Annotated in this window: 20 protein-coding genes and 1 pseudogene; 8 read left to right on the forward strand and 13 right to left on the reverse strand. The window is 66.9% G+C overall.

The genetic code is table 11. The annotated features are described in order from the left end of the window. A complete protein-coding gene (locus LGN10_RS01350) occupies positions 1–2,352 on the reverse strand; it encodes a type VI secretion system Vgr family protein (RefSeq protein WP_226221332.1) in 2,352 nt (783 codons plus the stop codon). A gap of 388 nt (positions 2,353–2,740) precedes the next feature. Here LGN10_RS01350 and LGN10_RS33605 point away from each other — a divergent pair. Beyond that, positions 2,741–3,070: pseudogene (locus tag LGN10_RS33605) on the forward strand (galactosyl transferase GMA12/MNN10 domain protein); the annotation flags it as partial. A 100-nt stretch (positions 3,071–3,170) separates the two neighbouring features. Here the strand turns inward: LGN10_RS33605 and LGN10_RS01360 are convergent. From LGN10_RS01360 to LGN10_RS01385, 6 genes are all read right to left on the reverse strand, one after another. Next, positions 3,171–5,285 (reverse strand): phosphocholine-specific phospholipase C, encoded by a 2,115-nt coding sequence (locus LGN10_RS01360; protein ID WP_226221334.1) that lies wholly within the window; start codon positions 5,283–5,285, stop codon positions 3,171–3,173. A 42-nt stretch (positions 5,286–5,327) separates the two neighbouring features. Continuing rightward, entirely contained in the window at positions 5,328–5,531 is a 204-nt protein-coding gene (locus LGN10_RS01365; RefSeq protein ID WP_011694854.1) for a hypothetical protein, read from the reverse strand. A gap of 326 nt (positions 5,532–5,857) precedes the next feature. Beyond that, positions 5,858–7,858 carry an acetyl/propionyl/methylcrotonyl-CoA carboxylase subunit alpha gene (locus LGN10_RS01370; RefSeq protein ID WP_226221335.1) on the reverse strand — a complete coding sequence of 667 codons (2,001 nt, stop codon included), beginning with the start codon at positions 7,856–7,858 and terminating at the stop codon, positions 5,858–5,860. Positions 7,859–7,894: 36 nt separating this feature from the next. After that, positions 7,895–8,680, reverse strand: coding sequence for an enoyl-CoA hydratase/isomerase family protein (locus LGN10_RS01375; protein ID WP_124863249.1), 786 nt, complete (start codon positions 8,678–8,680; stop codon positions 7,895–7,897). A gap of 18 nt (positions 8,681–8,698) precedes the next feature. After that, positions 8,699–10,306 (reverse strand): carboxyl transferase domain-containing protein, encoded by a 1,608-nt coding sequence (locus LGN10_RS01380; RefSeq protein ID WP_226221337.1) that lies wholly within the window; start codon positions 10,304–10,306, stop codon positions 8,699–8,701. A gap of 31 nt (positions 10,307–10,337) precedes the next feature. Then, a complete protein-coding gene (locus LGN10_RS01385; RefSeq protein WP_059575483.1) occupies positions 10,338–11,519 on the reverse strand; it encodes an isovaleryl-CoA dehydrogenase in 1,182 nt (393 codons plus the stop codon). Positions 11,520–11,689: 170 nt separating this feature from the next. On the opposite strand from LGN10_RS01385, the gene LGN10_RS01390 reads away from it, so the two are divergent. Continuing rightward, on the forward strand, positions 11,690–12,436 hold the full coding sequence (locus tag LGN10_RS01390) for a TetR/AcrR family transcriptional regulator (protein WP_059643618.1): 747 nt from the start codon (positions 11,690–11,692) through the stop codon (positions 12,434–12,436). 47 nt (positions 12,437–12,483) lie between these two features. Here the strand turns inward: LGN10_RS01390 and LGN10_RS01395 are convergent, their stop codons facing one another. After that, positions 12,484–12,972, reverse strand: a complete 489-nt coding sequence (locus LGN10_RS01395; RefSeq protein WP_099317826.1) for a MarR family winged helix-turn-helix transcriptional regulator — start codon at positions 12,970–12,972, stop codon at positions 12,484–12,486. Between the two features lie 201 nt (positions 12,973–13,173). Between LGN10_RS01395 and LGN10_RS01400 the strand changes: the two genes are divergently transcribed. Beyond that, positions 13,174–14,253, forward strand: coding sequence for an aromatic ring-hydroxylating oxygenase subunit alpha (locus LGN10_RS01400; protein ID WP_124658441.1), 1,080 nt, complete (start codon positions 13,174–13,176; stop codon positions 14,251–14,253). Further along, positions 14,250–15,215 carry a PDR/VanB family oxidoreductase gene (locus tag LGN10_RS01405; protein ID WP_226221339.1) on the forward strand — a complete coding sequence of 322 codons (966 nt, stop codon included), beginning with the start codon at positions 14,250–14,252 and terminating at the stop codon, positions 15,213–15,215. Before LGN10_RS01400 ends, LGN10_RS01405 begins: the two co-directional genes overlap by 4 nt. A gap of 166 nt (positions 15,216–15,381) precedes the next feature. Here the strand turns inward: LGN10_RS01405 and LGN10_RS01410 are convergent, their stop codons facing one another. Continuing rightward, complete coding sequence (locus LGN10_RS01410; protein WP_059575492.1) at positions 15,382–15,828, reverse strand: hypothetical protein; 447 nt, start codon at positions 15,826–15,828, stop codon at positions 15,382–15,384. A gap of 405 nt (positions 15,829–16,233) precedes the next feature. Between LGN10_RS01410 and LGN10_RS01415 the strand changes: the two genes are divergently transcribed. After that, positions 16,234–18,396 carry a TonB-dependent siderophore receptor gene (locus LGN10_RS01415; protein WP_226221341.1) on the forward strand — a complete coding sequence of 721 codons (2,163 nt, stop codon included), beginning with the start codon at positions 16,234–16,236 and terminating at the stop codon, positions 18,394–18,396. Between the two features lie 13 nt (positions 18,397–18,409). On the opposite strand, the gene LGN10_RS01420 is transcribed toward LGN10_RS01415, so the two are convergent. Continuing rightward, the gene (locus LGN10_RS01420) at positions 18,410–20,335 is read right to left on the reverse strand and encodes an SMP-30/gluconolaconase/LRE-like region family protein (RefSeq protein ID WP_226221342.1); all 1,926 of its coding nucleotides are present in this window, start codon (positions 20,333–20,335) and stop codon (positions 18,410–18,412) included. Between the two features lie 678 nt (positions 20,336–21,013). Continuing rightward, positions 21,014–22,207: a porin gene (locus LGN10_RS01425; protein WP_226221344.1), complete on the reverse strand. Its 1,194-nt coding sequence runs from the start codon at positions 22,205–22,207 to the stop codon at positions 21,014–21,016. Positions 22,208–22,501: 294 nt separating this feature from the next. Here LGN10_RS01425 and LGN10_RS01430 point away from each other — a divergent pair, with 294 nt between their 5' ends. The 3 genes from LGN10_RS01430 (at position 22,502) to LGN10_RS01440 (ending at position 24,524) form a co-directional block, all read left to right on the forward strand. Next, positions 22,502–23,143 (forward strand): LysE family translocator, encoded by a 642-nt coding sequence (locus tag LGN10_RS01430; protein ID WP_226221346.1) that lies wholly within the window; start codon positions 22,502–22,504, stop codon positions 23,141–23,143. Positions 23,144–23,155: 12 nt separating this feature from the next. Beyond that, the gene (locus LGN10_RS01435; protein WP_059575501.1) at positions 23,156–23,692 is read left to right on the forward strand and encodes a GNAT family N-acetyltransferase; all 537 of its coding nucleotides are present in this window, start codon (positions 23,156–23,158) and stop codon (positions 23,690–23,692) included. A gap of 97 nt (positions 23,693–23,789) precedes the next feature. After that, the gene (locus LGN10_RS01440; RefSeq protein ID WP_226221347.1) at positions 23,790–24,524 is read left to right on the forward strand and encodes a metallophosphoesterase family protein; all 735 of its coding nucleotides are present in this window, start codon (positions 23,790–23,792) and stop codon (positions 24,522–24,524) included. A gap of 106 nt (positions 24,525–24,630) precedes the next feature. On the opposite strand, the gene LGN10_RS01445 is transcribed toward LGN10_RS01440, so the two are convergent. Continuing rightward, positions 24,631–25,953 (reverse strand): ATP-binding protein, encoded by a 1,323-nt coding sequence (locus tag LGN10_RS01445; RefSeq protein WP_226221349.1) that lies wholly within the window; start codon positions 25,951–25,953, stop codon positions 24,631–24,633. After that, positions 25,950–26,690: a response regulator gene (locus LGN10_RS01450; protein ID WP_059575507.1), complete on the reverse strand. Its 741-nt coding sequence runs from the start codon at positions 26,688–26,690 to the stop codon at positions 25,950–25,952. The genes LGN10_RS01445 and LGN10_RS01450 overlap by 4 nt, the downstream gene beginning before the upstream one ends. Positions 26,691–26,774: the final 84 nt, after the last annotated feature.

Raw genomic sequence — 26,774 nt, forward strand, 5'->3', positions numbered from 1 at the left:
TTACCGTGTGTGGCTGTATTTGGCGCTGGGCTGGTAGTCGCTCACCGGCAGTTGCGGCAGATTGACGGACGTATTGCCGGGCCCCTCGAACGTGAATGAAGCCGCTCTGATGCGGAATTCGCCAGGGCAGTTGAAAACAACGCTGCCGTTCTCGATGGTCATTGACGCGCCGCCGCTGGCCACCATCGCCCTTGTCTTGGCACTCATGAGCACGTTCGCGCCGGCGCTCGACACATGCAATTGCCGGTCGGAAAAGAGATCCATGGGCGCGCCTTGTGCCTGCAACTCGATTTTCCCTTTCGAGAAAATCTTGATGCCAAACTTGTGCGCGCACAGCGAGATCAGGTCCCCCGCCACCATGCGCAGTCGCTTGACGATGCTCACGTCCATATCCCGGCCTGCGGTGACGATCACGTTCTCGCCTGCCGAGTGCTGCGTCGATTTCGCTGTCACGAACGCCATGCCGCCGGGAGCACTCGCAAGCAGCCCCGCGTCGCGAAGCCGATTCAGGCCATCGAGCAGCGCCGCCTGCGCCGCACGGTCAGCAGGGTCGGCCTTGGCCTGCGTCGTCGCTGCCGCAAGGTCCGTTACGCGCTGCAATGCTGCCTTCAGCTGCGCAATCGCGGCAGGCATATCGAGATGCGGCGTCTCGGAGCCGGCTGCCGCGTCCGCCGACAAAAACAACCCCTTCGGCGCGCGCACCGCGCCCCAGTGCTGCGTGGTCAGTTCGAAGCCCTCGCCGCGCTTGTGCTTCTCCCTGTCGACCAGATAGCCCATGTTGAGCGACGACTTCCCGAACACCGTCGACAACCGAACGCCCTCGTGATTTTTCAGGTCTTCGAAGCGCAGCTTGTTGCCAAGCAACGGTGAACGGAACACCGCACGGCTATACCAGCCCTCCTTGCCATGCACCAGATCCCGCCGGGCGTAGTCATGAACCGCCCCGGCAATCAGCAACCGATCGCAATTGCCTTGCGTCGGGACAATGCGCACCTCCGTTCTTGGCAATAAGGGGATGTGCAAGCCACCCTGATACGACGCGGACGCGCGCAGCAGCCGCAACGGCATGCTGTTCGTGCCGCGCTTGCCGCTGTGCCGGGTGAACAGGAGCCTGACGCGATAGCGGCCATATTCGTCCATCCATGCGTACGGTTCGTCATCGCCGGACTCGACCACACCGATCAGCATCCCGGTGATCCATCGCCAATGCCTTTCAGGAACGTATTCCGGCCGATAGGTCTGATGCGCCGGGATTGCTTCGAAGGTATTGATCGCCGACTGGCTGCGGCTACCGGTCGTAACGAGCTTCGTGATCACGATCCCGTGCGGCGCCTCGGGCACTACGTCATTGGTGATCCGCACCACCATGCCAGGCGCCATGCCGATCACGTTACTCGTGCCCGCGAGCCGCATCTGCCGCGTGCGCAGTTCGTCACGCCGCGCATCGGCCAGCGCCTGCCCCTCTTCGATCGAATGGAAATGCTCGATGCCGCGGTTCACGCTCCCATAGACCGAGCGATCGTCGTCGGCCACGACCGATTCGACCTGCAGCGGATCGTCGGGGATGCGATAGTTGTGGTCCCATTCGCGTACCGTCTGCGGCACCAGCGCGCGCGTGGCTTCCAACGTGAGAATCGCCTCGTGCCAACTCGTCAGGCCGGAGTGCGGCAGCAACGGCACTTCGAGCGCCCGCACATAGCCTCGCGCCGTATTGCCGAACACCAACGTGTCGCGTTGGGGGCCGTCCTCTTTCTTCGCCTGTTTGAAGTAGTAGTAGACGCCCGCGCGGCGGCAATGCCGATCGATAAAGTTCGCGACCGTCTCTTCGTACATAACGGTTTGTTCGAACTTCCCGTCAAGCCCTTCCAGCTCGAACTCGACGTCGAAGGACTGGAACAGACTGCGATCGACGATCACGTCGGTGAGCAACTCGCGCAAGGATCGGTCGAGAAACACGGCCGAGTCATGCACCGACTCGAGCAGCGCGAACCGCGGCTTCAAATGAAGCTGATAGGTTGCCTCGTCACGCGTGGTCTTGATTCGCGTCCACTGCGTGACGACGCCGTGCACTGTGCGAGCGGTGTGACGCACGGGGTCGATCAATCCCGGCAGGGACGGCACCGATGCATGCTCGTCGATCGTGAAGATCGCCGGCCGCCCGACGGTGGCCGCGCCGTCGATATGCTTGTCTGGAGACATGACCGTGATGTCGGCCAGAAACGGCGTGTTCATCGCCTCGGTGAGCGTGAATTCGAACACGGAGAGCGCGGAAGCAAGCGTCGCGATCTCGAGATGAAGAGACTGGGTAACGATCGCGCTCGGGTGTTGGAGCACGTCCTGAATGGTTCGCATGGCACCGTTGCATGACGGGTTACATACATCGGCACGCCCCATTTGCTACAACCTCAGGGATACGATGCCGTCGAATTTTCCCGAGTTAAGCAAATTTTCATAATGAAATCCATGAGACAAATACGAAATTTCAAAATCAAATCAACGACAAGGAAATTAGGTTTTGCGAATCGTTAAAATCTCGCAATTTTCCGTCAAGAATGCAATATCAGAATATTCCGAGAGATATCCATGCGATGATTTTTATTTCAATGGAATTACTGGAAAATTAACGAACACCGAAAGTTGGTGGCTGGTACCTGCTGCAAAGCAACACGTCCCACATCACGCAGCACCGGTTCGTACAATCCGTCGCCCCTAATCGCTCTGCCGGTATGTCGTCGAGCGGCTGCTCGAAGGATCTGACTGGCTGCTCGCGCAAGATATCGGCCGGCGGGCGTTCAACTCGGGCGTGATCGCGTTCCGGCGCACCGAACGTAACGATGCGATGCCGCGCGACATGATGACCACGATCGCCGCACGGCAGGACAGGTCGAGCGTCTATGCCAGCGATGGCAACCCGCTGCATTTCATGCGTACGATGGAGCGCGACGGGCAGTTGCACGGCGAAGGCGTGGCCGATCTCGTCAGCCTCGACACGCCCTGGCTGTTTCGCCGCGCGGACCGCTACATCGGGCATGACCAACGGATGTGGCCCGCCACGCGCGCGGACGATGGCGCACGACGGCGAACCGCCGCACTGAAGCCGCCGCTTCGGAATCGGAAACGCAAACTCCCGCGCCGGGTGGATTCAACCAGCCGGCGCGCGTCGGTTACCGTCAGATCGCCGCAATCGTCGGTGCCACGGCGGCCGGGTCGGTGATGCTCGGCTTACCGGTCTCGACGTGCCCCGCGATGCGGCGCACCCAGCCGGCATTGCCCGCCACCGCGAACTGCAGGTCGTACCAGTGGCTGCTGCACGACAGGTCCCAGTGCGCTTCGACGCGCTGCCCGGCCGGAACCGTCAGCGTGCGCGCCGCGCCGCCGTACGCGACATCGGTCGCCGTGACCGTGAGCGGGCTGGCGCCCGCATTGGCGATCGTCACGTAAACGTCGCCGTTCGCGGTGTCATAGCACGGCGTGATTTCAGGCTTGGCAGCGGCATCCGCGGCAGCCGAACCCGCGAAACGCCGGAAATAGCCGTTCGGCCCCCACACGCTCACCAGGTAGTTGCCGTTCGCATCGAGCGCCCACGTATCGGTCAGTTGCTTGCCCGCTTCGACCGTATAGCGGCGCGGCATCGCGGACAGGTCGCCCGTGTAGACCCAGAAGTGCGCGCCCTGCGTGCCGGTATTCGCGAACGTCAGCGCGTAGCCTTGCGGCTGCAACTGGCCGGTGACATGCAATTCGTACGGCAGCGCGCGCGCCCGCCGCGTGCCCGGTTCCTGCGCGGTCACGACCTGCTGCGCGGTGCTGGCCGGCGCGGTCTGCGACGACGCGCGCGAGCATTGCAGATCCGCCTGCGCGACATACGCCTGCGTGTTCGGCAGGGCCGGCACCGTCGCATCCGATTTCGAGAAGTCGAGCGCCGACGTCAGGTCGCCGCAGATCGCGCGGCGCCACGGCGAGATGTTCGTTTCCATCACGCCGAAGCGCTTCTCGATGAATTGCAGCACCGACGTGTGATCGAACACCTGCGAGCAGACGAAGCCGCCCTTCGACCACGGCGACACGACGAACATCGGCACGCGCGGGCCGAGGCCGTACGGCAGGTTGTCGGCCGTATAGGTGCCGGCTTGCGTGGCGGTCACGACGTCGTGCCGCTCGAGCGACACGTCCACCGTGCTCATGCCCGAGCCCGGCAGCGTCGGCGCAGACGGCGGCACGACATGATCGAAGAAGCCGTCGTTCTCGTCGTACATGACGAGCAGGACCGTCTTGCTCCACACGTCCGGGTTGGACGTCAGCGCATCGAGGATCGTCGACAGATAGTACGCGCCGTACAGCGGCGTGAACTTCGGATGCTCGGAATACGCGGCGGGCGGGAGCAGCCACGACACCTGCGGCAGCGCATTCGCCTGCACGTCGGCCTTCAGTTGCGTGATCGGACGCGTGCTCATCCCGCGCGTCTGCAGCGACGAACCGGCCGGCGCGTTCACGAAGTTGCTGAAGCACGCGAGCATGTTCGTGCCGTAGTTGCCGGTGAAATTGTCGAACCCGGTGCCCTGCTGGTAGATCTGCCACGAGATGCCGGCTTTTTCGAGCCGTTCCGGGTAGGTCGTCCAGTTGAAGGGCGGGAGCTGAACCTTGTCGAACTGATTGTCGATATAGTCGGTGTTGTCGAGCAGCGGGCCGCCGCCCGTGCCGAGCGGATCGACCATGCCCGTCATCAGGTACATGCGGTTCGGGTGCGTGTTGCCGGGAATCGAGCAGAAGTAGTTGTCGCACACCGTGAACGCATCCGCGAGCGCGTAATGGAACGGGATGTCGTCGCGAACGTGATAGCCCATCGTCATGTTCGACTTCTGCACGGCCCACTGGTCCGCGCGGCCGTTGTCGATCGCACCGTGCGTCGTCGCCCACGTGTGCGGGAGGCCGCCGATACATTGCGCGTTGACGCCCGGGTTGGTCGTGTCGTAGCGAAACGGCGCGATCACACTCGACTTGTCTTCCTGACGCGGCTGGAACCACACCGGCTTGCCGTTCGGCAGCGTGACCGGGAAGCGGTCGTTGTAGCCGCGCACGCCGCTCAGGTGACCGAGGTAGTGGTCGAACGAGCGGTTCTCCTGCATGAACACGACGATGTGCTGCACATCCTGGATCGTGCCCGTCACGGTGTTCGGCTCGATCGCCAGCGCCTTGCGGATCGATTCCGGCAGCAGTGCGGTGGCGGCGGTCGCGCCGGCGAGGCCGGCCGAGAACTTCAGAAAGTCGCGTCGTGAATGAGTGGCCATGCTGATTGCTCTTGATGGGATTTCTGGTGGAAACGGCCGGTATCAGGAAGCAGGCGACGAAGCAGGCGCGGTGAAACCCGGCGGGCACCGCATCTGCGCGGTGGCGACCACGGCGCCGCCGCACGCGGCCTTCTGCTGCGCGACGGGCGCGGCGGGTGCGGTCAGGTCGTCGTTGCAGGCGCCGAGGACGGCGGTCAGCGCGATCAGACCGACGACCGCGAAAGGCCGTAGGGCCGACGTTCGCATAACGGTTCTCCGTGGGGATGATGACGTGACGCGGCGCGAACCCGCGCCGGTCATATCGACGCCGAGATGCTATGTTCGACTTGTTACACGATGGTGTCGAGTGGCGGGAAGATCGAGGTGCGCGCAGCGGACGGCACCCGATGGTGTGGGAGGAGCAGCGAAGGTCGTAAGGCGTTCGAAAGACTGGCGCGAATCACGCGTCCTGCTTCATGTGTCGGCGCTATCGAAGCCGCGCAGTCCAGACGACGGGCGTACGGCGAACCGCAACGCATTTTTTGCGGGCCGGCCGCGACGGCAACCGGCCCGCGCACAAGGGCAAGGCCGGTTCAGCCTTCCGTCATCGTCAGCAACTGCGCGCCGTCGGCGACCTGGTCGCCGACGCCGTACAGCACTTCCGCGACGACGCCTGCGCTCGGCGCGCCGATCGTGTGTTCCATCTTCATCGCTTCCATCACGATCAGCGGCGTGCCGGCTTCGACCTTCTGGCCCGGCTCGACCAGCACCGCGATCACCTTGCCGGGCATCGGCGCGGTCAGGCGGCCGCCGCCGTGCTCCGCGTCGCCCGCATGCGCGAGCAGGTTGCGCCATTCGAACGTCTCGGCCGCGCCCTGCGTGAACACGTGGAACGTGTCGCCGTCCGCATACACGCGGCCGCTGCTGCGCACGCCGCCGAGCGTCACGTCGAAATCGAGCGGCGTGGCGCCGCGCGTCCACGCGAACGGTTGCGCGGCCGCGTCGCCGATCGCGATGCGCGTGCCGCCGCCGTCGTCCTCGCAGGTCACCGTCACGTCCGCTTCGCGATCGGTCGCATGCCATTCGAGCGTGCGGCGATAGCCGCCGTTCAGCCGCCAGTTCGACAGCGCGCGCCATGGCGACGTACCCTCTTGCGCGGCCGCATCGCGTTCGCGTGCGAGCAACGCCGCGCAAGCCAGCGCGAACGCCGCACGCGGCGGTTGTTGCGGTGCGAACAGCGCATCGTGGTTGCGCTCGATCAGGCCCGTGTCGAGATCGGCCGTCGCGAACGGCGCGCACGCGACGATCCGCTGCAGGAACGCGGCGTTCGTATGCAGGCCGACCACCTCGCACGCACGCAGCGCACGCAGCATCAGGCCCAGCGCTTCCGTGCGGTCCGCGCCGTGCACGATCAGCTTCGCGATCATCGGATCGTAGAACGGCGTGATCGCATCGCCTTCGCGCACGCCGCTGTCGACGCGCACCGCCGCGCCGATGGCGAACTCGACGCCGGCCGGCAACCGCAGATGCTTCAGCGTGCCCGTCGACGGCAGGAAGCCGCGCGCGGGATTCTCCGCGTACAGGCGCGCCTCGAGCGCATGGCCGTTCACGCGCAGTTCTTCCTGCTTCAGCGGCAGCGGCTCGCCCGCCGCGACGCGCAGTTGCCATTCGACGAGGTCGAGCCCCGTGACCATCTCGGTCACCGGATGCTCGACCTGCAGGCGCGTATTCATTTCCATGAAGTAGAACGATTCGCCCGTCATGATGAATTCGACGGTACCGGCGCCGACATAGCCGACCGCGCGCGCGGCCGCGACGGCCGCTTCGCCCATCGCCTGGCGCACGTCCGGATGCAGGCCCGGCGCCGGCGCCTCCTCGAGCACCTTCTGGTGGCGGCGCTGCACCGAGCAATCGCGGTCGAACAGGTACACGGTATTGCCGAGCGTGTCGCCGAACACCTGCACCTCGACGTGGCGCGGGCGCGTCAGGTATTTCTCGATCAGCACGCGGTCGTTGCCGAAGCTGCTCGCGGCCTCGCGCTGGCACGACGCAAGCGCCGCCGGGAAATCGTCGGAGCGCTCGACCACGCGCATCCCCTTGCCGCCGCCGCCCGCGCTCGCCTTCAGCAGCACCGGATAGCCGATCGCGTCGGCTTCGCGATGCAGGCTGGCCGCGTCCTGGTCGTCGCCGTGATAGCCGGGCACGAGCGGCACGGCGGCCGCGTGCATCAGTGCCTTCGCGGCGGCCTTCGACCCCATCGCCGCGATCGCGTCGACCGGCGGCCCGATGAACACGATGCCGGCCGCTTCGCATGCGTGCGCGAAATCTTCGTTCTCCGACAGAAAGCCGTAGCCGGGGTGAATCGCCTGCGCGCCGGTCGCGCGCGCGGCTTCGATGATGCGCTCGACGCGCAGGTAGCTGTCTGCCGCGGCCGAGCCGCCGATATGCACGGCCTCGTCGCACGCGGCCACGTGTTTCGCGTTCGCATCCGCGTCGGAATAGACGGCGACGCTCGCGATCCCCAGACGTTTGCACGTCGCGGCGACGCGGCACGCGATTTCGCCGCGGTTGGCGATCAGAATCTTGTCGAACATGGCTTCGATGTCGTCCGGAAGGTTGGGGTCACGCGATCATTCACGCCACGACGGCGCACGCTTGTCGAGGAAGGACGCGATCCCTTCGCGCGCTTCCGCGCCGGCGCGGGTCTTCGCGATCCAGTCGGCGGTCTGCTCGATCAGCGTCGCGTCGAGCGGCCGGCCGGCCACGTCGGCGACGAGCCGCTTGCACGCCTTCACCGCGTCGGGGCCGTTCGCGACGAGCGTCGCGGCCAACTTCGCGACCGTCTCGTCGAGCGCGTCGGCCGGCACCGCGTCGTGAATGAAGCCGAGCGAGGCCGCGCGCGCGCTGTCGAACACTTCGGCCGTGGTGAAGTAGCGGCGCGCCGCGCGCTCGCCCATCGCACGCACGACGTACGGCGCGATCGTCGCCGGAATCAGCCCGAGCCGCGCTTCCGACAGGCAGAACTTCACGCCGTCGGCGGCGATCGCGATGTCGGCCGCCGCGACGAGGCCCACGCCGCCCGCATACGCGTCGCCGTGCACGCGCGCGATCACCGGCTTGCCGCAGCGATAGATCGCTTCGAGCATCCGCGCGAGCTTGCGCGCATCGGCACGGTTCTCGTCGTCCGAGTAACCGGCCATCTTCTTCATCCAGTTCAGGTCCGCGCCCGCGCAGAATGCGGCGCCTTCCGCGGCGAGCACGATCACGCGCACGCCTTCGTGTGCATCGAGCCATTCGAACGCGGTGGTCAGCTCGGCGATCGTCGTCTCGTTGAACGCGTTGCGCACGTCGGGACGCGCGAGCGTGACGGTCGCCACGCGGCCGGCCTCGCTTACCTTGATCGTTTCGTATCGCATCGGTCTGCCTCCCGGGCGTTACATGCGGAACACGCCGAAGCGCGTGTCGTCGATCGGCGCGTTCATCGACGCAGCGAGGCCGAGCCCGAGCACGTCGCGCGTCTGCGCGGGATCGATCACGCCGTCGTCCCACAGCCGTGCGCTCGCGTAGTACGGATGCCCCTGGCGCTCGTACTGGTCGCGGATCGGCTGCTTGAATGCTTCCTCTTCTTCCGGCGACCATGCGCCGCCCTTCGCCTCGATGCCGTCGCGGCGCACGGTCGCGAGCACCGACGCCGCCTGTTCGCCGCCCATCACCGAGATGCGCGCGTTCGGCCACATCCACAGGAAACGCGGGCCGAACGCGCGGCCGCACATCCCGTAGTTGCCGGCGCCGAACGAGCCGCCGATGATCACCGTGAACTTCGGCACCTTCGCGTTCGACACGGCCGTCACCATCTTCGCGCCATGCCGCGCGATGCCTTCGTTCTCGTACTTGCGGCCGACCATGAAGCCCGTGATGTTCTGCAGGAACACGAGCGGGATCTTGCGCTGGCAGCACAGCTCGATGAAATGCGCGCCCTTCACGGCCGATTCGGAGAACAGGATGCCGTTGTTCGCGACGATTCCGACCGGGTGGCCCCAGATGTGCGCGAAGCCGGTGACGAGCGTCGTGCCGTAGCGCGCCTTGAATTCGTCGAATTCCGAATCGTCGACGATGCGCGCGATCACCTCGCGCACGTCGAACGGCTTGCGCGTATCGGCCGGGATCACGCCGTACAGGCTCTTCGCGTCGTAGCGCGGCGGCTTCGGCTCGCGAAGCGCGACCGGCGGCGCGATCTTCGGCGCGAGGTGACCGACGATGTTGCGCGCGATCGACAGCGCATGCGCGTCGTTCTGCGCGAGATGGTCGGCCACGCCCGACAGGCGCGTATGCACGTCGCCGCCGCCGAGATCCTCGGCGCTCACCTCTTCGCCGGTCGCGGCCTTCACGAGCGGCGGCCCGCCGAGGAAAATCGTGCCCTGGTCCTTCACGATGATCGACTCGTCGCTCATCGCCGGCACGTAGGCGCCGCCGGCCGTGCACGAGCCCATCACGACGGCGATCTGCGCGATCCCCGCCGCCGACATCGTCGCCTGGTTGTAGAAGATGCGGCCGAAGTGGTCGCGATCGGGAAACACGTCGTCCTGGTTCGGCAGGTTCGCGCCGCCCGAATCGACGAGGTACACGCACGGCAGCCGGTTTTCCGCGGCGATCTCCTGCGCGCGCACGTGCTTCTTCACGGTGATCGGATAGTAGGTGCCGCCCTTGACCGTCGCGTCGTTGCACACGATCACGCATTCGCGGCCGGCGATGCGGCCAATCCCGGTGATGACGCCCGCGCCCGGCGCGTCGTCGTTGTACATGCCGTTCGCCGCGAGCTGCGAGAACTCGAGGAACGGCGCGCCCGGATCGAGCAGTTGCGCGATGCGATCGCGCGGCAGCAGCTTGCCGCGCGACAGGTGCTTGTCGCGCGCGGCCTGGCCGCCGCCCTGCGCGAGCTGTTCGATCTTCGCGCGCAGGTCGGCGACGAGCGCCTCGAGCGCCGCGGCATTCGCGCGGAAGTCTTCCGAACGCGGGTTCAGTTTCGATTCGATGATCGGCATCGACGGGGCTCCGTTCGCGTGACGTGGGGCGTTACATCGTTTCCGCGAACAGCTCGCGGCCGATCAGCATCCGGCGGATTTCGCTCGTGCCGGCGCCGATCTCGTACAGCTTCGCATCGCGCCACAGGCGGCCCACCGGGTATTCGTTGATGTAGCCGTTGCCGCCGAGAATCTGGATCGCCTCGCCGGCCATCCACGTCGCCTTCTCGGCCGTGTAGAGGATCACGCCCGCGCAGTCCTTGCGCACCTGGCGAATGTGGTCGCTGCCCGCAGAGTCGAGATGGCGGCCGACCGCGTACAGATACGCGCGACACGCCTGGAACGTGGTGTACATGTCGGCGACCTTGCCCTGGATCAGCTGGAATTCGCCGATCGCCTGGCCGAACTGCTTGCGGTCGTGGATGTACGGCACCACGGCGTCGAGGCACGCGGCCATGATGCCCGTCGGGCCGCCCGACAGCACCGCGCGTTCGTAGTCGAGGCCGCTCATCAGCACCTTCACGCCGCCGTTCAACTGGCCGAGGATGTTCTCTTCCGGCACCTCGACGTCCTGGAACACGAGCTCGCCCGTGTGCGAACCGCGCATGCCGAGCTTGTCGAGCTTCTGCGCGACGGAGAAGCCCTTCATCCCCTTCTCGACGATGAACGCGGTGATGCCGCGCGGGCCGGCTTCGATGTCCGTCTTCGCATACACGACGAGCGTGTCGCAATCGGGGCCGTTGGTGATCCACATCTTCGTGCCGTTCAGCACGTAGCGGTCGCCGCGCTTGTCCGCGCGCAGCTTCATGCTGACGACGTCGGAGCCGGCGTTGGGCTCGCTCATCGCGAGCGCGCCGATGTGTTCGCCCGACACGAGCTTCGGCAGGTACTTCCGCTTTTGCGCGTCGGTGCCGTTGCGGTGGATCTGGTTCACGCACAGGTTCGAGTGCGCGCCGTACGACAGGCCGATCGACGCCGACGCGCGCGAGATCTCCTCCATCGCGACCATGTGCGCGGTGTAGCCCAGGTTCGCACCGCCGTATTCCTCGGAGACGGTCATCCCGAGCACGCCGAGATCGCCGAACTTCTTCCACAGATCCATCGGAAACTGGTCGGTGCGGTCGACCTCCGCCGCGCGCGGCGTGATTTCCTTCGCCGCGAACGTCGCGACGGCGTCGCGCAGCATCTCGATGTCTTCACCGAGCATGAATTGCACGCCGGGCAGGTTGATCATGTCTCCTCCGTCTCCAGAAAGTGTGTCGCACTCACCGATTTCTGAGTTTCGCTCAGATCGAATGAATACGCCAATTCATTGACCAATACAGCGGAAATTTTGCACAGTTTCGCGCCTCGCCCGGTTCGCCGTCAATAGTTTTTTGAGTGATACTCAGATATGATGCGAAGATGACAGCCGCTCCCGCCGACACCATGACCGCCACCGCCAAAGCCGATCGCGCCGACGCGTCGCGCGCCCCCGCCGGGCGCAAATCCCAGCAGCGCGTGCAGGACATCCTGCGCGCCGGCCGTGAAGTGTTCGCCGAAAAAGGTTACGAGCATGCGACGGCCGCCGAGATCGCGCAGCGCGTGGGCGTGTCGGAGGCGACGGTGTTCAGCTATTTCCGCGGCAAGCGCGAGCTGTGCGCGCGTGTGATCGCCGACTGGTACGACGAAATCATCGCCGCGTTCGAACACGGGATGCCGCGGGACGCGTCAGTGCAGCAGCAGTTCGCGTTCATCGTGCGCACCCATCTGCGCTTGATGCTCGTGAACGGCACGGGGCTGTGCGCGCTGGTGCTGTCGGAAGGCCGCGCGAAGCAGCATGCGCTGAGCGACGAGCTCACCGCGCTGCAGCGCCGCTACACGGCGCCGTTGATGGACGTGCTCGCGCGCGGCCAGGCGGCCGGGCAGGTTCGCGCGGATCTGCCGCTGAGCCTGCTGCGCTCGATGGTGTTCGGGCCGATGGAGCACGTGCTGTGGGATGCGATCCTCGGGCACCGCAAGCTCGATACCGAAACGACGGCCACGCAGTTGATCGACATGCTGTGGGCGGCCGTGCAGCCGCCGGCGCCGGAACAGGCGGCGCTCGTGCGCTTCAGAAACGAAGTGGCCGAAGCCGTGCGGCGGCTGGAAGAGCAAGCGTCACGCGGGTGACGGCCGGCGCAGCCCGCGCCGCCGTTCCGCGCCGTCGCCCGGCGCCGCTACGAATCCTCGCTCACCCGTAGCGGCGCGCGGCTCTGCTCGTTGTTCAAATGGACGAACTTGCGCAGCAGGCGCATCAGTTCCTCCGCATCGTCCTCGCCCATCCCGTCGAACAGGCCCGCGCGCAGTTCCTTCACCGACGGAATCAGGTGCGTGAGCAGTTCGACGCCCGCCGGCGTCAGCAGCAGCCGCCGCTGACGCCGCGGCAGCACTTCGCGGACGATCAATCCTTTCGCCTCGAGCCGGACCGCGAGATCGGCCGTCGTCGACGTGTCGAGCGCGACCCGCTGCGCGAGCGTCACCTGATCGAGCCCCGGATTCTCGTACAGCATCCGCAGCACCGCGTACTGCACGGGCGTCACGTCCCGGCCGAGCTTCTCGTAGAACATCGCAACCGCGATCTGGTGCGCGCGCCGGATCAGGTGCCCGGGTTCGTCGTACAGGTCGATCGGGAAAGCCGGCAGGTCGGCGGGATTCGTTTTTTCCATGGATGAGTCGATGACATAGGCGGCGCGCACCGGTTGCGCGCGCCGTCGGCATGGCGCTGTCTCGCGCCATTTCCCGGGAAAACCAGTATACCGCTCGCCTTGTCCCGCCCCCTATCAGTGAGTACACTGAATCTCATTCAGTACACGGAATGAAGATCGGGCCGCTTCCCCGGCGGCACCGCCCCGAAGGAGACAAGGAACATGTTTCTCAAGAATGCCTGGTACGTGGCCTGCACGCCCGACGAGATCGACGGCAAGCCGCTGGGCCGCAAGATCTGCAACGAATCGATGGTGCTCTACCGCGCGGCGGACGGCCAGATCGCCGCGCTCGAGGATTTCTGCCCGCACCGCGGCGCGCCGCTGTCGCTGGGGTTCGTGCGCGACGGCGTGCTCGTGTGCGGCTATCACGGGCTCCAAATGGGCTGCAACGGCAAGACGGCCGGCATGCCGGGCCAGCGCGTCGGCGGTTTTCCGTCGATTCGCAGCTTTCCGGCGGTCGAGCGGTACGGCTTCGTGTGGGTGTGGCCGGGCGACGCGTCGGAGGCCGATCCCGCCAAGCTGCCCGCGCTGGCATGGGCCGAGGATCCGGCCTGGGCGCACGGCGGCGGCCTGTATCACATCCGCTGCGACTACCGGCTGATGATCGACAACCTGATGGACCTCACGCACGAGACGTACGTGCATGCGACCAGCATCGGCCAGAAGGAAATCGACGAAGCGCCGCCGAAGACGACCGGCCACGGCGACGAAGTCGTCACGAGCCGCTTCATGGAGAACGTGATGCCGCCGCCGTTCTGGCGGATGGCGCTGCGCGGCAACGGGCTCGCCGACGACGTGCCGGTCGACCGCTGGCAGATCTGCCGCTTCACGCCGCCGAGCCACGTGATGATCGAAGTGGGCGTCGCGCATGCGGGCCACGGCGGCTACGACGCGCCGGCGGACAAGAAGGCGTCGTCGATCGTGGTCGACTTCATCACGCCCGAAACCGACACGTCGATCTGGTATTTCTGGGGGATGGCGCGCAATTTCCGGCCGGACGACGACGCGCTGACCGCCGAGATCCGCGAAGGCCAGGGCAAGATCTTCGCGGAGGATCTGGAGATGCTCGAGCGCCAGCAGCGCAATCTCGAGCAGTGGCCCGAGCGCACGCTCCTCAAGCTCAACATCGACGCCGGCGGCGTGCTGTCGCGCAAGGTGATCGACCGGCTGCTCGCCGCCGAAAACGCCGCGAGCCCGCCGCGGCCCGCGATTCCGGTCGCGCACGTCAAGGAGGCGTCATGAGCGACGCGACGTTGACGGTCCGGGTGGCCCGCAAGTGGCGGGAAGCGCGCGACATCTGCGGCTTCGAATTCGTCAGCGACGACGGCTCGCCCTTGCCGCGCTTCGACGCCGGCGCCCATATCGACGTGCATCTGCCGGGCGGGCTCGTCCGCCAGTACTCGCTGTGCAATCACCCCGGGCAACGCGATCGCTATCGGATCGCTGTGCTGCGCGAGGCCGAAGGCCGCGGCGGCTCGCGCGCGATTCACGACGAAGTCCGGCAAGGCGATACCGTGCGGATCGGCATGCCGCGCAATCAATTCCCGCTCGCCTCCGACGCACCGCACCATCTGCTGCTCGCCGGCGGGATCGGTGTCACGCCGATTCTGAGCATGGCGGAACGGCTGTTCTCGACCGGCACGCCGTTCGACATGCACTACTGCGCGCGTTCGGCCGATCGCATGGCCTTCGTCGAGCGGATCAACGCAGCCGGTTTCCGTGATCGCACCCGCTTCCACGTCGACGACGGCGACCCGGCGCAACGTTTCGACCTGGCCGCCGTGCTCGCGGCCGCGCCTGAAGGCACGCATCTGTACGTATGCGGCCCGCGCGGCTTCATGGAGGCGGTGCTGAACGCCGCGCGCGAGCGCCACTGGCACGAAGCGCGGCTGCACTACGAATTCTTCGGCGGCGCGGTCACGCGATCCGGCGCCGATCGCGCATTCCAGATCCGGATCGCGAGCAGCGGCCAGACGATCGACGTGCCGGCCGAATGCACGGTCATCGCGGCGCTGGCGGCGCACGGCGTCGACGTGCTGACCTCGTGCGAGCAAGGCGTGTGCGGCACCTGCCTGACCCGCGTGCTCGAAGGCGAGCCCGATCATCGCGATTCATATCTGACCGACGACGAAAAGGCGGCCGGCGACCAGTTCATGCCCTGCTGCTCGCGGTCGCGCACCGACCTGCTGGTACTCGATCTGTAGAGCGGCAGACGGGCTGCCAGACGCGCGGCGGCCGACCACGATAACGGAAACGATCAATGGCGAATCCTGCCGCCGTCGGTCAATACACCTGAATTCCCGACCGATCGATGGTGCTGCAACCCGAATCCGCGTGACCCTCGCACGCCGGCGCCGCCCATCGCTCGGCTCAATCGGCGAGCCGGCAATGCGTCAGCTTCAACCCCGGCAGCACCGGCGCGTCGATATAGCCTTCGTTCACGCAACTGAACCGGAAAGCCGCGGACGTGACGAACGGCTTGATCTCGCCGCCGGGGAATTTCGGCTTCAGCGCGCCCTGGTCGGCCACGTCGAAATGCGTGTCGAACTGCTCGCCGTCGGCCGTCAGCGCGCCGAAGTACGTGCCGCCCGGGTCGCTGCCCATCCGGATCACGGCGCCGACGAACGTGAGGCGCTTGCCGTCGTACTTCGTCTTCGCGGCGGCCATGTCCCGCGTATAGGCCTCGATCACGGCGCCGTAATGCGCGTCGATCGCGGGTTCGGCGTTCGACGCCGCACCGGCCGCCTGGTGAACGCCCGCCAGCAGCGTGCAGGCAGCAAGCGCGGCCGCCGCGAATGGTGCGGAAATCTTCTTCATGGGTGGTCTCTCCCGTCCAGCGTGGTGGTTGAAATGATCGAACCCGGCGCGATGCCGGTTGAATTCGCTTCCGTTGATTTAATCGTTCGAATGGCGGTACGCGGCTGCGATCACTTCATCCGCCCGCGTGGTCGCGCGCGGCGCATGGCGTCGCGCTGAATGCGACGTGGCAGGAAGATGACATGGTGCGGCCCCCGGTTCTCTCTCGTTGAATTTCACTGCGTCTGATTTTGGCCGCTACGGTAGCAGACGGCCGACAGGCCGGCAACCGAGGGCCGAGCATCGTCCTGCCGCCCCATTACAATTGCAAATGGTTCTCATTACATATATCATGCGCGTCCTGTACGCAACGCAATGTCGCGGCCCGCGCCGCGATCCTTAGCATTCCTCTTCCCGCATCGATTCATGCCATCCCGTCGAATGTCCTGCCGCGCCCGGGCCGCGCGTCCGTGGCGCACGCGCCTGCCTGCCCTGCTCACCCTGTGCGTCGCGAGCGGCGCGCATGCGGCCGGCACCGAACCCGTTGCACCCGCACCTGCGACCGCCGCCGAACACGAACTCCCGGCGATCAGCGTCAATGCATCGGCCGCCGTCGACCCGACGATCGGCTATCAGCCGCGCACGACGAGCATCGCGGGCGGCGACGACCGGGCGCTGAAGGAGATTCCGCAATCGGTCGCGGTGGTCAGCAGCAGCGTGATGCAGGACCAGCAGGCGCGCTCGCTCGACGACGTGCTCGGCAACATCAGCGGCGTCACGCAGACCAACACGCTCGGCGGTACGCGCGACGCGTTCATCAAGCGCGGCTTCGGGTCGAACAACGACGGCTCGGTGCTGGTCGACGGCGTGCGCACGCCGGTGCTGCACAGCTATCTCGCGACGATCGACCGCGTCGAAGTGCTGAAGGGCCCCGCTTCGCTGCTGTACGGGATGCAGGACCCGGGCGGCGTGATCAACCTCGTCACGCGCAAGCCGGAAGACACGTTCGGCGGCTCGATCTCCGCGTCGCGCACGAACCACGGCGGCAGCAGCGCGCAGTTCGATCTCACGGGCCCGCTCGGCAAGCCTGGCCAGATCGCGGGCGGCACGCTCGCATTCCGGCTGACCGGCGAATACGACACGAGCCGCTACTGGCGCAGCTTCGGCCGCGAGCGCAACGCATTGATCGCGCCCGCGCTGTCGTGGCACGACGCGAACACGTCGATCGACGTCAGCTACCAGTACGTCGACTACACGATGCCGTTCGACCGCGGCACCGTGCTCGTGAACGGCCAGCTCGACGATGCGCTGCGCTATCGCCGCTACGAGGAAGCGTGGTCGCAAAGCAGCGGCATCCAGGAAACGCTGCGTACGCGTATCGAACACCGCTTCTCCGATGCATGGCGCGTGCGCGCAACTTACGGCTGGGGCCGCGACCGCTACGATCAATTCATCACCCGCGCCACCGCGTTCAACAGCAGGACCGGTGCGCTGACGCGCTCGTCCGATGCGAACCTCGGGCGCAACGACTCCGACCAGATCGCGACGCTCGGCCTGCTTGGCAACGTGACGCTCGCGGGCATGCAACACGCGATCTACGTCGGCGGCGAATACGAGCGGCAGCGCAGCTTCCGCGGCGACACGATCCGCGGCAAGGCGACGACGGGCTTCAATCTCTACGATCCCGTGTACGGCCTGCTCGCGCCGGGCGGCATACCCAATCCGAAGCAGAGCGATTCGCGCTCGGTCGTGCATGCGTATTCGACGATCGTGCAGGACTCGGTGAAGATCACCGACCGCCTCACCGCGGTAGGCGGGCTGCGCTGGGAAAACTGGCAGCAGGAATCGGGGATGGGCCGGCCGTTCGTGTTCGCCGACCGCTCGCGCGGCAGCGTCTGGCTGCCGCAGTTCGGGCTCGCGTATGCGTTGACGCCGGCGCTGACCGCCTACGCGAACGTGAGCCGCTCGTTCAAGCCGAACGTCGCGTCGAACGTCGCGGCGCCGCTCGCGCCGGAATACGGCCGCGTGCTCGAGGCCGGGCTGAAGTTCAGCCTGAAGCCCGCGATCACCGGCACGCTCGCCGTATATCAGATCGACAAGCGCAACGTGGCGGTCACGGTCGGCGACATCACGTCGACGATCGGCACCGCGCGCTCGCGCGGGATCGAGCTCGACGTCGCGGGGCAGATTACGCGCCACCTGAGCGTGATCGGCAGCTACGCGTACACGAACGCGAACGATCGCGACAGCAACACGCCGCTCGTCAACGTCGCGCGCCACACCGGCAGCCTGTTCGCGGTATACGACACGGCCATCGCGAACTTGCCCGGGCGCTGGCGCTTCGGCGGCGGCGCACGTCTCGTCGGCGCCCGCTCCGGCGACACCGCCAACAGCTTCACGCTGCCCGGCTACGTGACCGTCGACGCATTCGCGGCCTACGAAACGACGATCGGCAAGTTTCCGACCCGCTTCCAGCTCAACGTGAAGAACCTGCTCGACAAGACCTACTATCCGTCGAGCAACAGCAACCTGATCGTCGCGGTCGGCGAACCGCGACTCGTCACGCTGACGACGACGGTATCGTTCTGACGGGCCCGCGCGGTCACGGACGCCAGCGGTACACGACGATGCTCGACCCGTTGTAGTTGTCCTTCGTGATCACGTACTCGCCGTTCGAGCGCAGGTACGCGCGCACGCCGTACATGGAGTCGACGTCGTTGCCCACGTCCATCGCCGACGGATTCGAGTTCGTCAGCGTCGTGACGAGCGCACCCGTGTTCAGATCGAATACGTCGATGTTCGGCACCGTGTGCACGTAGCCGACGAACAGATAGTGCCCGGCCGCCGCGATCGATTTCGGGTTCGCGCTCGTCAGGTTGATCACCGGGTTCGGCGCGCTCGTGTTGCCGTTCTTCCAGCCGCGATAGACCTCGATGTGCCCGTTCATCGCCGTCCAGTCCCAGTTGCCCGCGAGGCCCTGCGCGAGGATCATCGTGTCGCTGTCAGCCTGGTAGATGATGCGCGTGACGGGTGCCACGCTGCTCGGCACGGGCGTCGTCACCGGCTTGCCCCACGCCGGCTTGCCGGTCGCGTCGAAGCCCGTCATCGGATAGCGCGTGATCACGTTGGAGCCGTTCAGCCCGGCCCACACGTCGCCGTTGCCGTCGATGTCGAAACCGGCCGTCACCTGCAGCGTCGTGTTGAACGGCTTGCCGGGCAGCGAGCCGGCCGGAATCGCGATATAGCCGCTAGCGGTGTTGAAGTAATAGAAGTTGAAGTTGCCCGGGTTCTGGCCCGACGCGACGAGAATCCGGTTGCCGCCGACCGTCACGAGCTGGCCGAAGTGCTGGCCGCGCTGATAGTCGTTCATGTCGAGGCGCGGATCTTTCGGATAGGTGAACGGGTCGATCGTGTTCGCGACGAACGTGCCGCCCGCGGTGCCCGTGTATACGTTGTTGCCGCTGAAGAACAACGCGCCGTCGGTCGCGGGGTCGGGCGCGGCGACGCCCTCGAAGTTCAGCGCCTGCAGCTTCCACTGCAGCGTGCCGACCGGGCTGTACGAATGCAGATCGGTGCTGCCGTTGCGGCCGAGATCCCAGCCGCCGCCCCAAGCGTTGTTCAGCACGTACAGGTTGCCGGCCGCATCCTTGCCGAGCGCCGCGACGCGCGTGAAGCGCTTGTCGCCGACCTGCCCCTTGATGCCCGTCGTCGTGTCGAGATAGCCGCCCTGCACGCCGAACGTGCCGACCTGCACCGGCAACCCGGGCAGCCCGCCGTACACCTTGATGTTCATGTCGGGCCCTTCGTCGCCCACCATCAACCGGCCCATCGGCGCATCGAAGTACAGCGACGCCGGCCGCGCGCCGGCCGCCATCTGGAGCGTGTTCATCGCCGCACCGGTCGGGCTGAACTGCGCGACGACACCCGCGCTCTTGCGCGCGACCCACAGGTTGCCGGCCGCATCGAGCGCCAGCGCGCCCGGGCCCGTGACGCCGATGTCGCGCTGCCATACGCCGTCGGTCGTGTAGACGCGCACGCGGTTGCCGTAGAAGTCGCTCACGTACAGCAGGTTGCCGGTCGTCGCGAGGCCCGTGATCACGTCCGCATACTGGATGCCCGTCCACGTGCTGACCGGAATGCGGAGGTCGCGCTGGTTCGTGCTTCGGTTGTAGCGGCCCACCGAGCCGCTGCCGAACGTGCGGTTGTAGCCGAGCGCGACGAACAGCGACGTCGAATTGCCGGTGATCGCGCCGCCGTGGAATTCGTCGTGAATGCCGATCGTGCCGAGCGGCTGGCCGTTCTGGTAGATCGCGACGCCGCCCGCGTTCTCGTCCCAGCGCGACGCCGTGTAGATCACGCCTTCGGGCGCGACCCACATCGAGCGCGCGCCGTTGCCGACGTGCGAGGCCAGCGTGCCGTACGTGTTCGCGAGCCAGTCGGTCGAGTATTGCGCCTGCGCGTGGCTCGCCGGCGCCAGCATCGCGATGCACATTCCGAGCAACGCCGCGCGGATTTGTTTCATTGACATGAATAATGCTCCCAGACGAACCATCGTCGACACTGTAAATCGCGGCGCGTGAAATATTGGTGATTCCGGAAAATTCGCATTCGCCGTTCCCCGGAATTATTCACTCCGGGTCTTTTGCCGTCCGGGGCTTTTTCGTCAACGATCGAAAAATCGCTGAACCCGAGCCCATACGGCCTTCCAGCGTGCAGCTCGGGCGCATTTCCCGGCATTTTCTTCCGGATCACGCAATGCAAATACGTCATTTTTTCTGCCACGACCGCATTGCTTTTTCATTCCCCGGAAATCGTTTCTATTATTACAAATCGAAATCGAAATGAAAGAAAAAAATTATTCGGTGCGATCGGAAATGCGTGATCCTGCAACGGACGGGAAAGCGGGAGGAAAAGCAGGAATGCGGAGGGGAAAGTCGCGCGCCGGCCGTACCGGCTCCGCTGCAGATCGCCGGATAATTGCCATCGCAAGCACGCGCACGCAGCCTGTTCGGCACGACGCGCACGCCGAGCCGATCCGTTCCGGACACGATCTCGCCGCGCGGCGCGACGGTCGCCGCGCCGCACCACTGCGGACAGCGTTCGCGTCATGCCGCCGCCTCGAAAAGGGCGGCGGCGGTACAGGAGCATGCGCGCCACGAGGCCCGCATCGTCCGCGAGCCCCGTTGCACGCGCAACGGCCGCCGCGTCAGAACTTCTGGCGCAGCCCGAGGCTCACGATCGCCTGCGACCGCGAATCGGACGAATGGCCGTTCGCCTTGTCCGACACCGACGCGGTCGCGGCCACCGGCCGGCCGAGCGCGTCAAGCGTCGTGCCGGACGCATGCTGGTACGCGCCGAGCAGGTACACGCTGGTGCGCTTCGACAGGTCGTAGACCGCGCCGAGCGTGACGTTGTGATACTGCGCGCGGTTGTCGATGCCGTCGACGTCGCTGCCACGCGTGTAGGTGTAGCCCGCGAACAGCTGCGTCTGCGGCTGCACGTTCCAGCGCGTGAACACGCCAGCGACGTTGAACGTCGCATGGCCGCTGAACAGCGACTGCGCGCCGCCGCGATACTGCACGTTGCTGTAGTTCACGCCGACGACGGCCGGCCCGAAGTTGTACGTCGCGCCCGTCGCGATCACCTGCTGCGACTGCGCGCTCGCATAGCCTTCGTTGATCGACGAATTGAACAGGCCGTCGTCGGTGCTCCGCCACTTGCCTGCCGTCGGGTCGGTCGCGCCGGTCTTGCTGTTGTCCGAGCGCTCGTAGCCGACACCCACGCGCAGCGGGCCGGCCGCGTACGCGGCGCCGACGCTCCACGTGTTGCGCTGCTTCATGCTCCCCGGCTGGCCGCCGAAGCCGTACAGCGCGCCGAACGTGAAGCCCGAGTAGTTCGCGCTCGTGTACTTGATCGCACTGTCGACGCGCGCGGTCTGGTCGAGATCGTCGATGTCGCCCGGGTGCGCGCCGAAGCCGCCGATGAACGACGACGGGCCGACCGGGCTCACGAAATCGTCGAGCGACGTGTACTGGCGGCCGAGCGTGATCGTGCCGTAGCGGTCGCTGCCGACGCCGACGAACGCCTGCCGGCCGAACTGGCGGCCGCCCTGGCCCGACGTGCCGTTCGTGATGTCGAAGCCGTTCTCGAGGACGAACAGCGCGCGCATCCCGCCGCCGAGATCCTCGGAGCCCTTGATGCCCCACCGGCTGCCGGACAGGTTGCCGGTCGTGAGCCCGACGTTCGAATGCCCGGTGTACGCGCCCGCCGAGCCGGCCCGTTCGTTGCTGCGATAGGTCACCCCTGCATCGACGATGCCGTACAGCGTGACGGAGCTTTGCGCGGCGGCGATACCCGCGAGCGAGAGCAGCAGCGGGGCTGCGATCAGTTGCTTGTTCATGGTTTCGTGTCTCCGGGCGGTGAACCCGTTGTTCTGGCTGTTTGCGAGTAGCGAGCGGGCGCCGACATCCGCCGGCGGTGCAAGGCCGGCGACGTCCGCGCGCGACGATGCGGCGGGCGTGCCCGCTGCGGCCGGTATGGTAGTTGGAACCGGTTCCGTTCCAAAGCGGAATAATGACAACAGTTTCTTGTCAAAATCGCGATAGTCGGAGACGGCGCCGAGGCGGCGGCGCCTGTACAGCGCGGGGCGGCGCGGACGATAATCGGCTGCGCGCCTTCCACCGGGAGCTTCTTCATGCATGAAACGACCCTGCTGGTCTTCTCCGCCGTCGCGTTCGTCGGCATCGCGACACCCGGCCCGACCGTGCTGCTCGCGCTGACCAACGGCTCGCGCTACGGCGTGCGCCGCGCGGCCTACGGTTTCGCGGGCGCGATGCTGTCCGACTTCGTGCTGATCGTCGCGGTCGCGCTCGGCCTCGGCGCGCTGCTGATGGCGTCGGCGTTCTGGTTCTCGGTCGTGAAGTGGCTCGGCGCCGCCTACCTCGCCTATGTCGGCATCCGGTTGCTGATGTCGAAGGGATCACTCGACGTCGCGGCCGCGCAAGGCGACACGGCATCCGGACGCACAGGACGCAACGCGTCGATCTTCGCGAAAAGCTTCCTGACCGCGGTGACGAACCCGAAGGGCTATCTGTTCTTCTCCGCGTTCCTGCCGCAGTTCCTCGATCCGGCCGCGCCGCTCGCGCCGCAGTACGTCGCGCTCGCGGTCACGTTCGCGCTGCTCGACGGCGCGGTGATGTTCGGCTACGCGCTGCTCGGCGCCCGTGCGGTGCAGCTGCTGAAGCGCTCGGGCGCGCTGTGGCTCGAGCGCACGTGCGGGGCGATGCTGCTCGCGCTCGCCGGCTCGCTGGCGCTGTACCGGCGCCATGCCGCGTAGGCGCCGGGTACGATGAAAATCGCCGCGCCGCCCTGCTCCGGATTTCCCGGCCTGTCGCTCAGGCAACTCGAACGCGCGGACCTCGACGCGTGGTACGCGTACCTGTCGAACCCGGCCGTTTTCCGCCACACGAGCTGGAACCTGCGCTCGCCCGGCGATCTGCTGCCGCTGTTGGACAGCATCGAATCGGCCGATCCGGATTCGATCCGGCGTCTCGCGATCGTCGATACCGAATCCGGCGCGCTCGCCGGGACGATCGGGCTGCATACGGTGTCCACCGCGAACCGCTCGGCGGAGATCGCGTACGACCTCGCGCCTTCGCACTGGGGGCGCGGCATCGCGAGCGCGGTGTGCGAAGCCGTCACCGCGTGGGCGTTCGCCGAAGGGGGCTTCATCCGCATGCAGGCCGTCGTGCTGACCGGCAACGCGGGCTCCGCGCGCGTGCTGCAGAAGTGCGGCTACCGCTACGAAGGGCTGCTGCGCGCATACAAGATGGTGCGCGGCACGCCGGGCGATTTCGCGATGTACGCACGGCTCGCGACCGACTGACGCGCCGCCCGCGGCCTCACGTGCCGACGCCGTGACGCGATTGGACGGCTCGCGCCGAATTGGCGACAATCGCCGTTCCCCTCATCGACGCTCCGCCATGAAAATCGCCGCGCTGTCCGATATCCACGGCAACCTCGCCGCGCTCGACGCGGTGCTCGACGACGTCCGGCGCCGCGGCGCCGACGTGATCGTCAATCTCGGCGACATCGTGTCGGGCGCGCTCCATCCGGCCGAAACGGCCGACCGCCTGATCGCGCTCGACCTGCCGACCGTCAAGGGCAATCACGAACGGCAGTTGCTCACCGAGGATCGCGACGCGATGCGGCTGTCGGATCGGTGGGCGCACGACACGCTGCGCGCCGACCACCGCACGTGGATCGCCGCGCTGCCCGAACGCCTGATGCTCGACGGCGACGTGCTGATGGTGCACGGCACGCCGGCCAGCGACCTCGTCTATTTCCTCGAAACGGTCACGCCCGACGGCTGCCGCGCGGCCACGCCCGACGAGGTCGCGCAGCGTGCGGCCAACGAAACGGCCTCACTGATCCTGTGCGGCCACACGCACGTGCCGCGCACCGCGAAGCTCGACGACGGCCGGCTGATCGTCAATCCCGGCAGCGTCGGGCTGCAGGCGTACACGGACGACCTGCCGCATCCGCACCGGATCGAGACGGGTTCGCCGCATGCGCGCTACGCGATGGTGTCGCGCACGGCCGCCGGCTGGAACGTCGAATTCCATGCGGTCGAATACGACTGGCACACGGCCGCGGCCATCGCGGCCTCGCGCGGGCGCGACGACTGGAGCATCGCGCTGCGCACCGGCCGCTGCTGACGCACTCGCGCCGCTCGTCGACGCGCAGCCGAGACGCGTGTGACGTCGCACGCATCGCACGCTTCGGCACACGCCTGACACCGCGACGCTCGCACGCCGCGCCGCGTCACCCCGCGTTCCTCAGCGTCAGCCTCGCTTCGAGGCCGCCGCCGTCGGGCCGGTTGTTCAGCGTGAGCGTGCCGCCCATCGCAAGCGCCAGTTGCCGCGCGATCGCGAGGCCGAGCCCCGTGCCGCCCGTATCGCGATTGCGCGACGTCTCCACGCGCCGGAACGGCTCGAACACCGCGTCGAGCTGATCGTCCGGAATGCCGGGGCCGCGGTCGAGCACCGCGATCACCGCGCCGCCGTCCGGCGCCGCCTGCACGTCGATCTCGGCCGCGCCCGCGAACTTCAGCGCGTTGTCCACGAGGTTGCCGACGATGCGGCGCAGCGCCTTCGGCCGCGTGACGAGCGCGAGCGGCGCATGGGTGTGCAGCGCGACGTCCTGCCCCGCATCCGTGTAGTCGTACACGATGCTGTCGAGCAGCGCATCGAGATCGATGCGGCGCGCGGCCTCCTCGGTGCCGTGCAGCGTCCGCGCGTACGCGACGCCCTCCTTCACCAGATGCTCCATCTCGAGCAGATCCTGGCGCAGCTTCGCGCCCTGCGTGTCGTCGTCCATCACGTCGACGCGCAGCCGCATTCGCGTGATCGGCGTCTGCAGATCGTGCGAGATCGACGCGAGGATCTGCATGCGCTCGGCCATGTACTGCGCGATGCGGTCCTGCATCGCGTTGAAGGCCCGCGCGGCGCGCGCGACTTCCGACGGCCCGTCTTCGTTCAGCCGCTCGCCCTTCAGGTCGGGGCCGAGCGCGTCGGCGGCCTGCGCGAGCTGCTTGAGCGGCCGCGTCGCGAGCCGCACCGCGAGCCAGCAGCACGCGGCCAGCACCGCGAGCTGCACCACGAGCACGGCCGGCAGCCAGCCCGACAGCGGCACCGTCGACATCGGATGAATGTCGATCGTCAGCGGTGACCCGTCGGTCAGCCGCAGATGCACCTGCAGATGTTCGCGGTCGCCGGGAATCGAGTTCGCGGTCAGCGGGTAGTCGCCGCCGATGCCGTCCGAGATCGAGCGCTCGACGCGCGCCGACAGCCGCGCTTCCGGCGGCGTGCCGGTTTGGCCGGGCCCGAGGATGAACGCATAGCTGCGCCGCGCGAGACGCGGCAGCCACGCGGCCCGCTCTGCCGGCGGCAGATGGTCGAGCAGCGCGACCGAGCTCGCGACCTCGCGCTCGATGTAGCCCATCATCAGGTTCGTGGTCGCCTGGTCGCGCTCGGTCATGGTGAGCCAGAACGACAGCGTCTGCGCGAGCGCGAGCCCCACGAACAGGATCAGCGCGAGCCGCGCGAACAGCGAACGCGGCCAGTGCCACGGCGTGCGCGCGCTCATGGCGTACCGTCGATGGCGGTCACGGCCGACGAGAACACATAGCCCTCGTTGCGCAGTGTCTTGATGTAGCGCGGTTCGCGCGCGCCGTCGCGCAGGCGCTGGCGCAGCCGGCTCACGAGCAGGTCGATCGAGCGGTCGAACGGGTCGGACTGCCGCCCTTGCGTGAGGTTGAGCAATTGATCGCGCGTCAGGACGCGCTGCGGGTTGTCGAGGAACACGCGCAGCAGCCGGTATTCGGCGCCGCTCAGCGCGACCAGCGTGCCTTCGGCGTCGAGCAGGTGGCGCCCGGTCGTGTCGAGCTGCCATTCGCCGAACGCGAGTATCGCGGCCGTTTCCGTCACCTGCATGCCGGGCGGCAGCATGCGCGCGCGGCGCAGCACCGAACGGATCCGCGCGAGCAGCTCGCGCACCGCGAACGGCTTGGCCAGGTAGTCGTCGGCGCCCATCTCGAGGCCGATGATGCGGTCGGTTTCCTCGCCTCGGGCGGTCAGCATCAGCACCGGCACCGTGCGGAACTTGCCCGCGCGCAGGTCGCGGCACAGCGTCAGGCCGTCCTCGCCGGGCAGCATCAGGTCGAGCACGATCAGGTCGGGCGCGCCGTCGTCGAGCACGTGGCGCATCTCGCGGCCGTTCGCGGCCAGCGACACGCGCATGCCGTTCTTCTCCAGGTAGTCCGCGATCAGTTCGCGGATCGCGCGATCGTCGTCGACGATCAGCACGTGGTCGATCTTGTCCATGAGTCGGTGTCGGTATCGGGGTTCGGGCGGGCGATGTCCGCTTTTATACCGCACGGCGGGCACGCGTTTGTATCGCAATGTATC

Origin of the sequence: Burkholderia sp. AU32262 (genome assembly GCF_020419985.1) — a bacterium.
In the GTDB taxonomy this organism is placed as follows: Bacteria; Pseudomonadota; Gammaproteobacteria; order Burkholderiales; family Burkholderiaceae; genus Burkholderia; species Burkholderia semiarida.

What these genes read in the sequence shown, in the direction of transcription:
- LGN10_RS01425 (WP_226221344.1), bottom strand. Translation starts at nt 22,207, where the DNA reads ATGAACAAGCAACTGATCGCAGCCCCGCTGCTGCTCTCGCTCGCGGGT.
- LGN10_RS01435 (WP_059575501.1), top strand. Translation starts at nt 23,156, where the DNA reads ATGAAAATCGCCGCGCCGCCCTGCTCCGGATTTCCCGGCCTGTCGCTC.
- LGN10_RS01440 (WP_226221347.1), top strand. Translation starts at nt 23,790, where the DNA reads ATGAAAATCGCCGCGCTGTCCGATATCCACGGCAACCTCGCCGCGCTC.
- LGN10_RS01430 (WP_226221346.1), top strand. Translation starts at nt 22,502, where the DNA reads ATGCATGAAACGACCCTGCTGGTCTTCTCCGCCGTCGCGTTCGTCGGC.
- LGN10_RS01415 (WP_226221341.1), top strand. Translation starts at nt 16,234, where the DNA reads ATGCCATCCCGTCGAATGTCCTGCCGCGCCCGGGCCGCGCGTCCGTGG.
- LGN10_RS01400 (WP_124658441.1), top strand. Translation starts at nt 13,174, where the DNA reads ATGTTTCTCAAGAATGCCTGGTACGTGGCCTGCACGCCCGACGAGATC.
- LGN10_RS01390 (WP_059643618.1), top strand. Translation starts at nt 11,690, where the DNA reads ATGACAGCCGCTCCCGCCGACACCATGACCGCCACCGCCAAAGCCGAT.
- LGN10_RS01375 (WP_124863249.1), bottom strand. Translation starts at nt 8,680, where the DNA reads ATGCGATACGAAACGATCAAGGTAAGCGAGGCCGGCCGCGTGGCGACC.
- LGN10_RS01370 (WP_226221335.1), bottom strand. Translation starts at nt 7,858, where the DNA reads ATGTTCGACAAGATTCTGATCGCCAACCGCGGCGAAATCGCGTGCCGC.
- LGN10_RS01395 (WP_099317826.1), bottom strand. Translation starts at nt 12,972, where the DNA reads ATGGAAAAAACGAATCCCGCCGACCTGCCGGCTTTCCCGATCGACCTG.
- LGN10_RS01350 (WP_226221332.1), bottom strand. Translation starts at nt 2,352, where the DNA reads ATGCGAACCATTCAGGACGTGCTCCAACACCCGAGCGCGATCGTTACC.
- LGN10_RS01450 (WP_059575507.1), bottom strand. Translation starts at nt 26,690, where the DNA reads ATGGACAAGATCGACCACGTGCTGATCGTCGACGACGATCGCGCGATC.
- LGN10_RS01420 (WP_226221342.1), bottom strand. Translation starts at nt 20,335, where the DNA reads ATGTCAATGAAACAAATCCGCGCGGCGTTGCTCGGAATGTGCATCGCG.
- LGN10_RS01360 (WP_226221334.1), bottom strand. Translation starts at nt 5,285, where the DNA reads ATGGCCACTCATTCACGACGCGACTTTCTGAAGTTCTCGGCCGGCCTC.
- LGN10_RS01385 (WP_059575483.1), bottom strand. Translation starts at nt 11,519, where the DNA reads ATGATCAACCTGCCCGGCGTGCAATTCATGCTCGGTGAAGACATCGAG.
- LGN10_RS01405 (WP_226221339.1), top strand. Translation starts at nt 14,250, where the DNA reads ATGAGCGACGCGACGTTGACGGTCCGGGTGGCCCGCAAGTGGCGGGAA.
- LGN10_RS01365 (WP_011694854.1), bottom strand. Translation starts at nt 5,531, where the DNA reads ATGCGAACGTCGGCCCTACGGCCTTTCGCGGTCGTCGGTCTGATCGCG.
- LGN10_RS01380 (WP_226221337.1), bottom strand. Translation starts at nt 10,306, where the DNA reads ATGCCGATCATCGAATCGAAACTGAACCCGCGTTCGGAAGACTTCCGC.
- LGN10_RS01410 (WP_059575492.1), bottom strand. Translation starts at nt 15,828, where the DNA reads ATGAAGAAGATTTCCGCACCATTCGCGGCGGCCGCGCTTGCTGCCTGC.
- LGN10_RS01445 (WP_226221349.1), bottom strand. Translation starts at nt 25,953, where the DNA reads ATGAGCGCGCGCACGCCGTGGCACTGGCCGCGTTCGCTGTTCGCGCGG.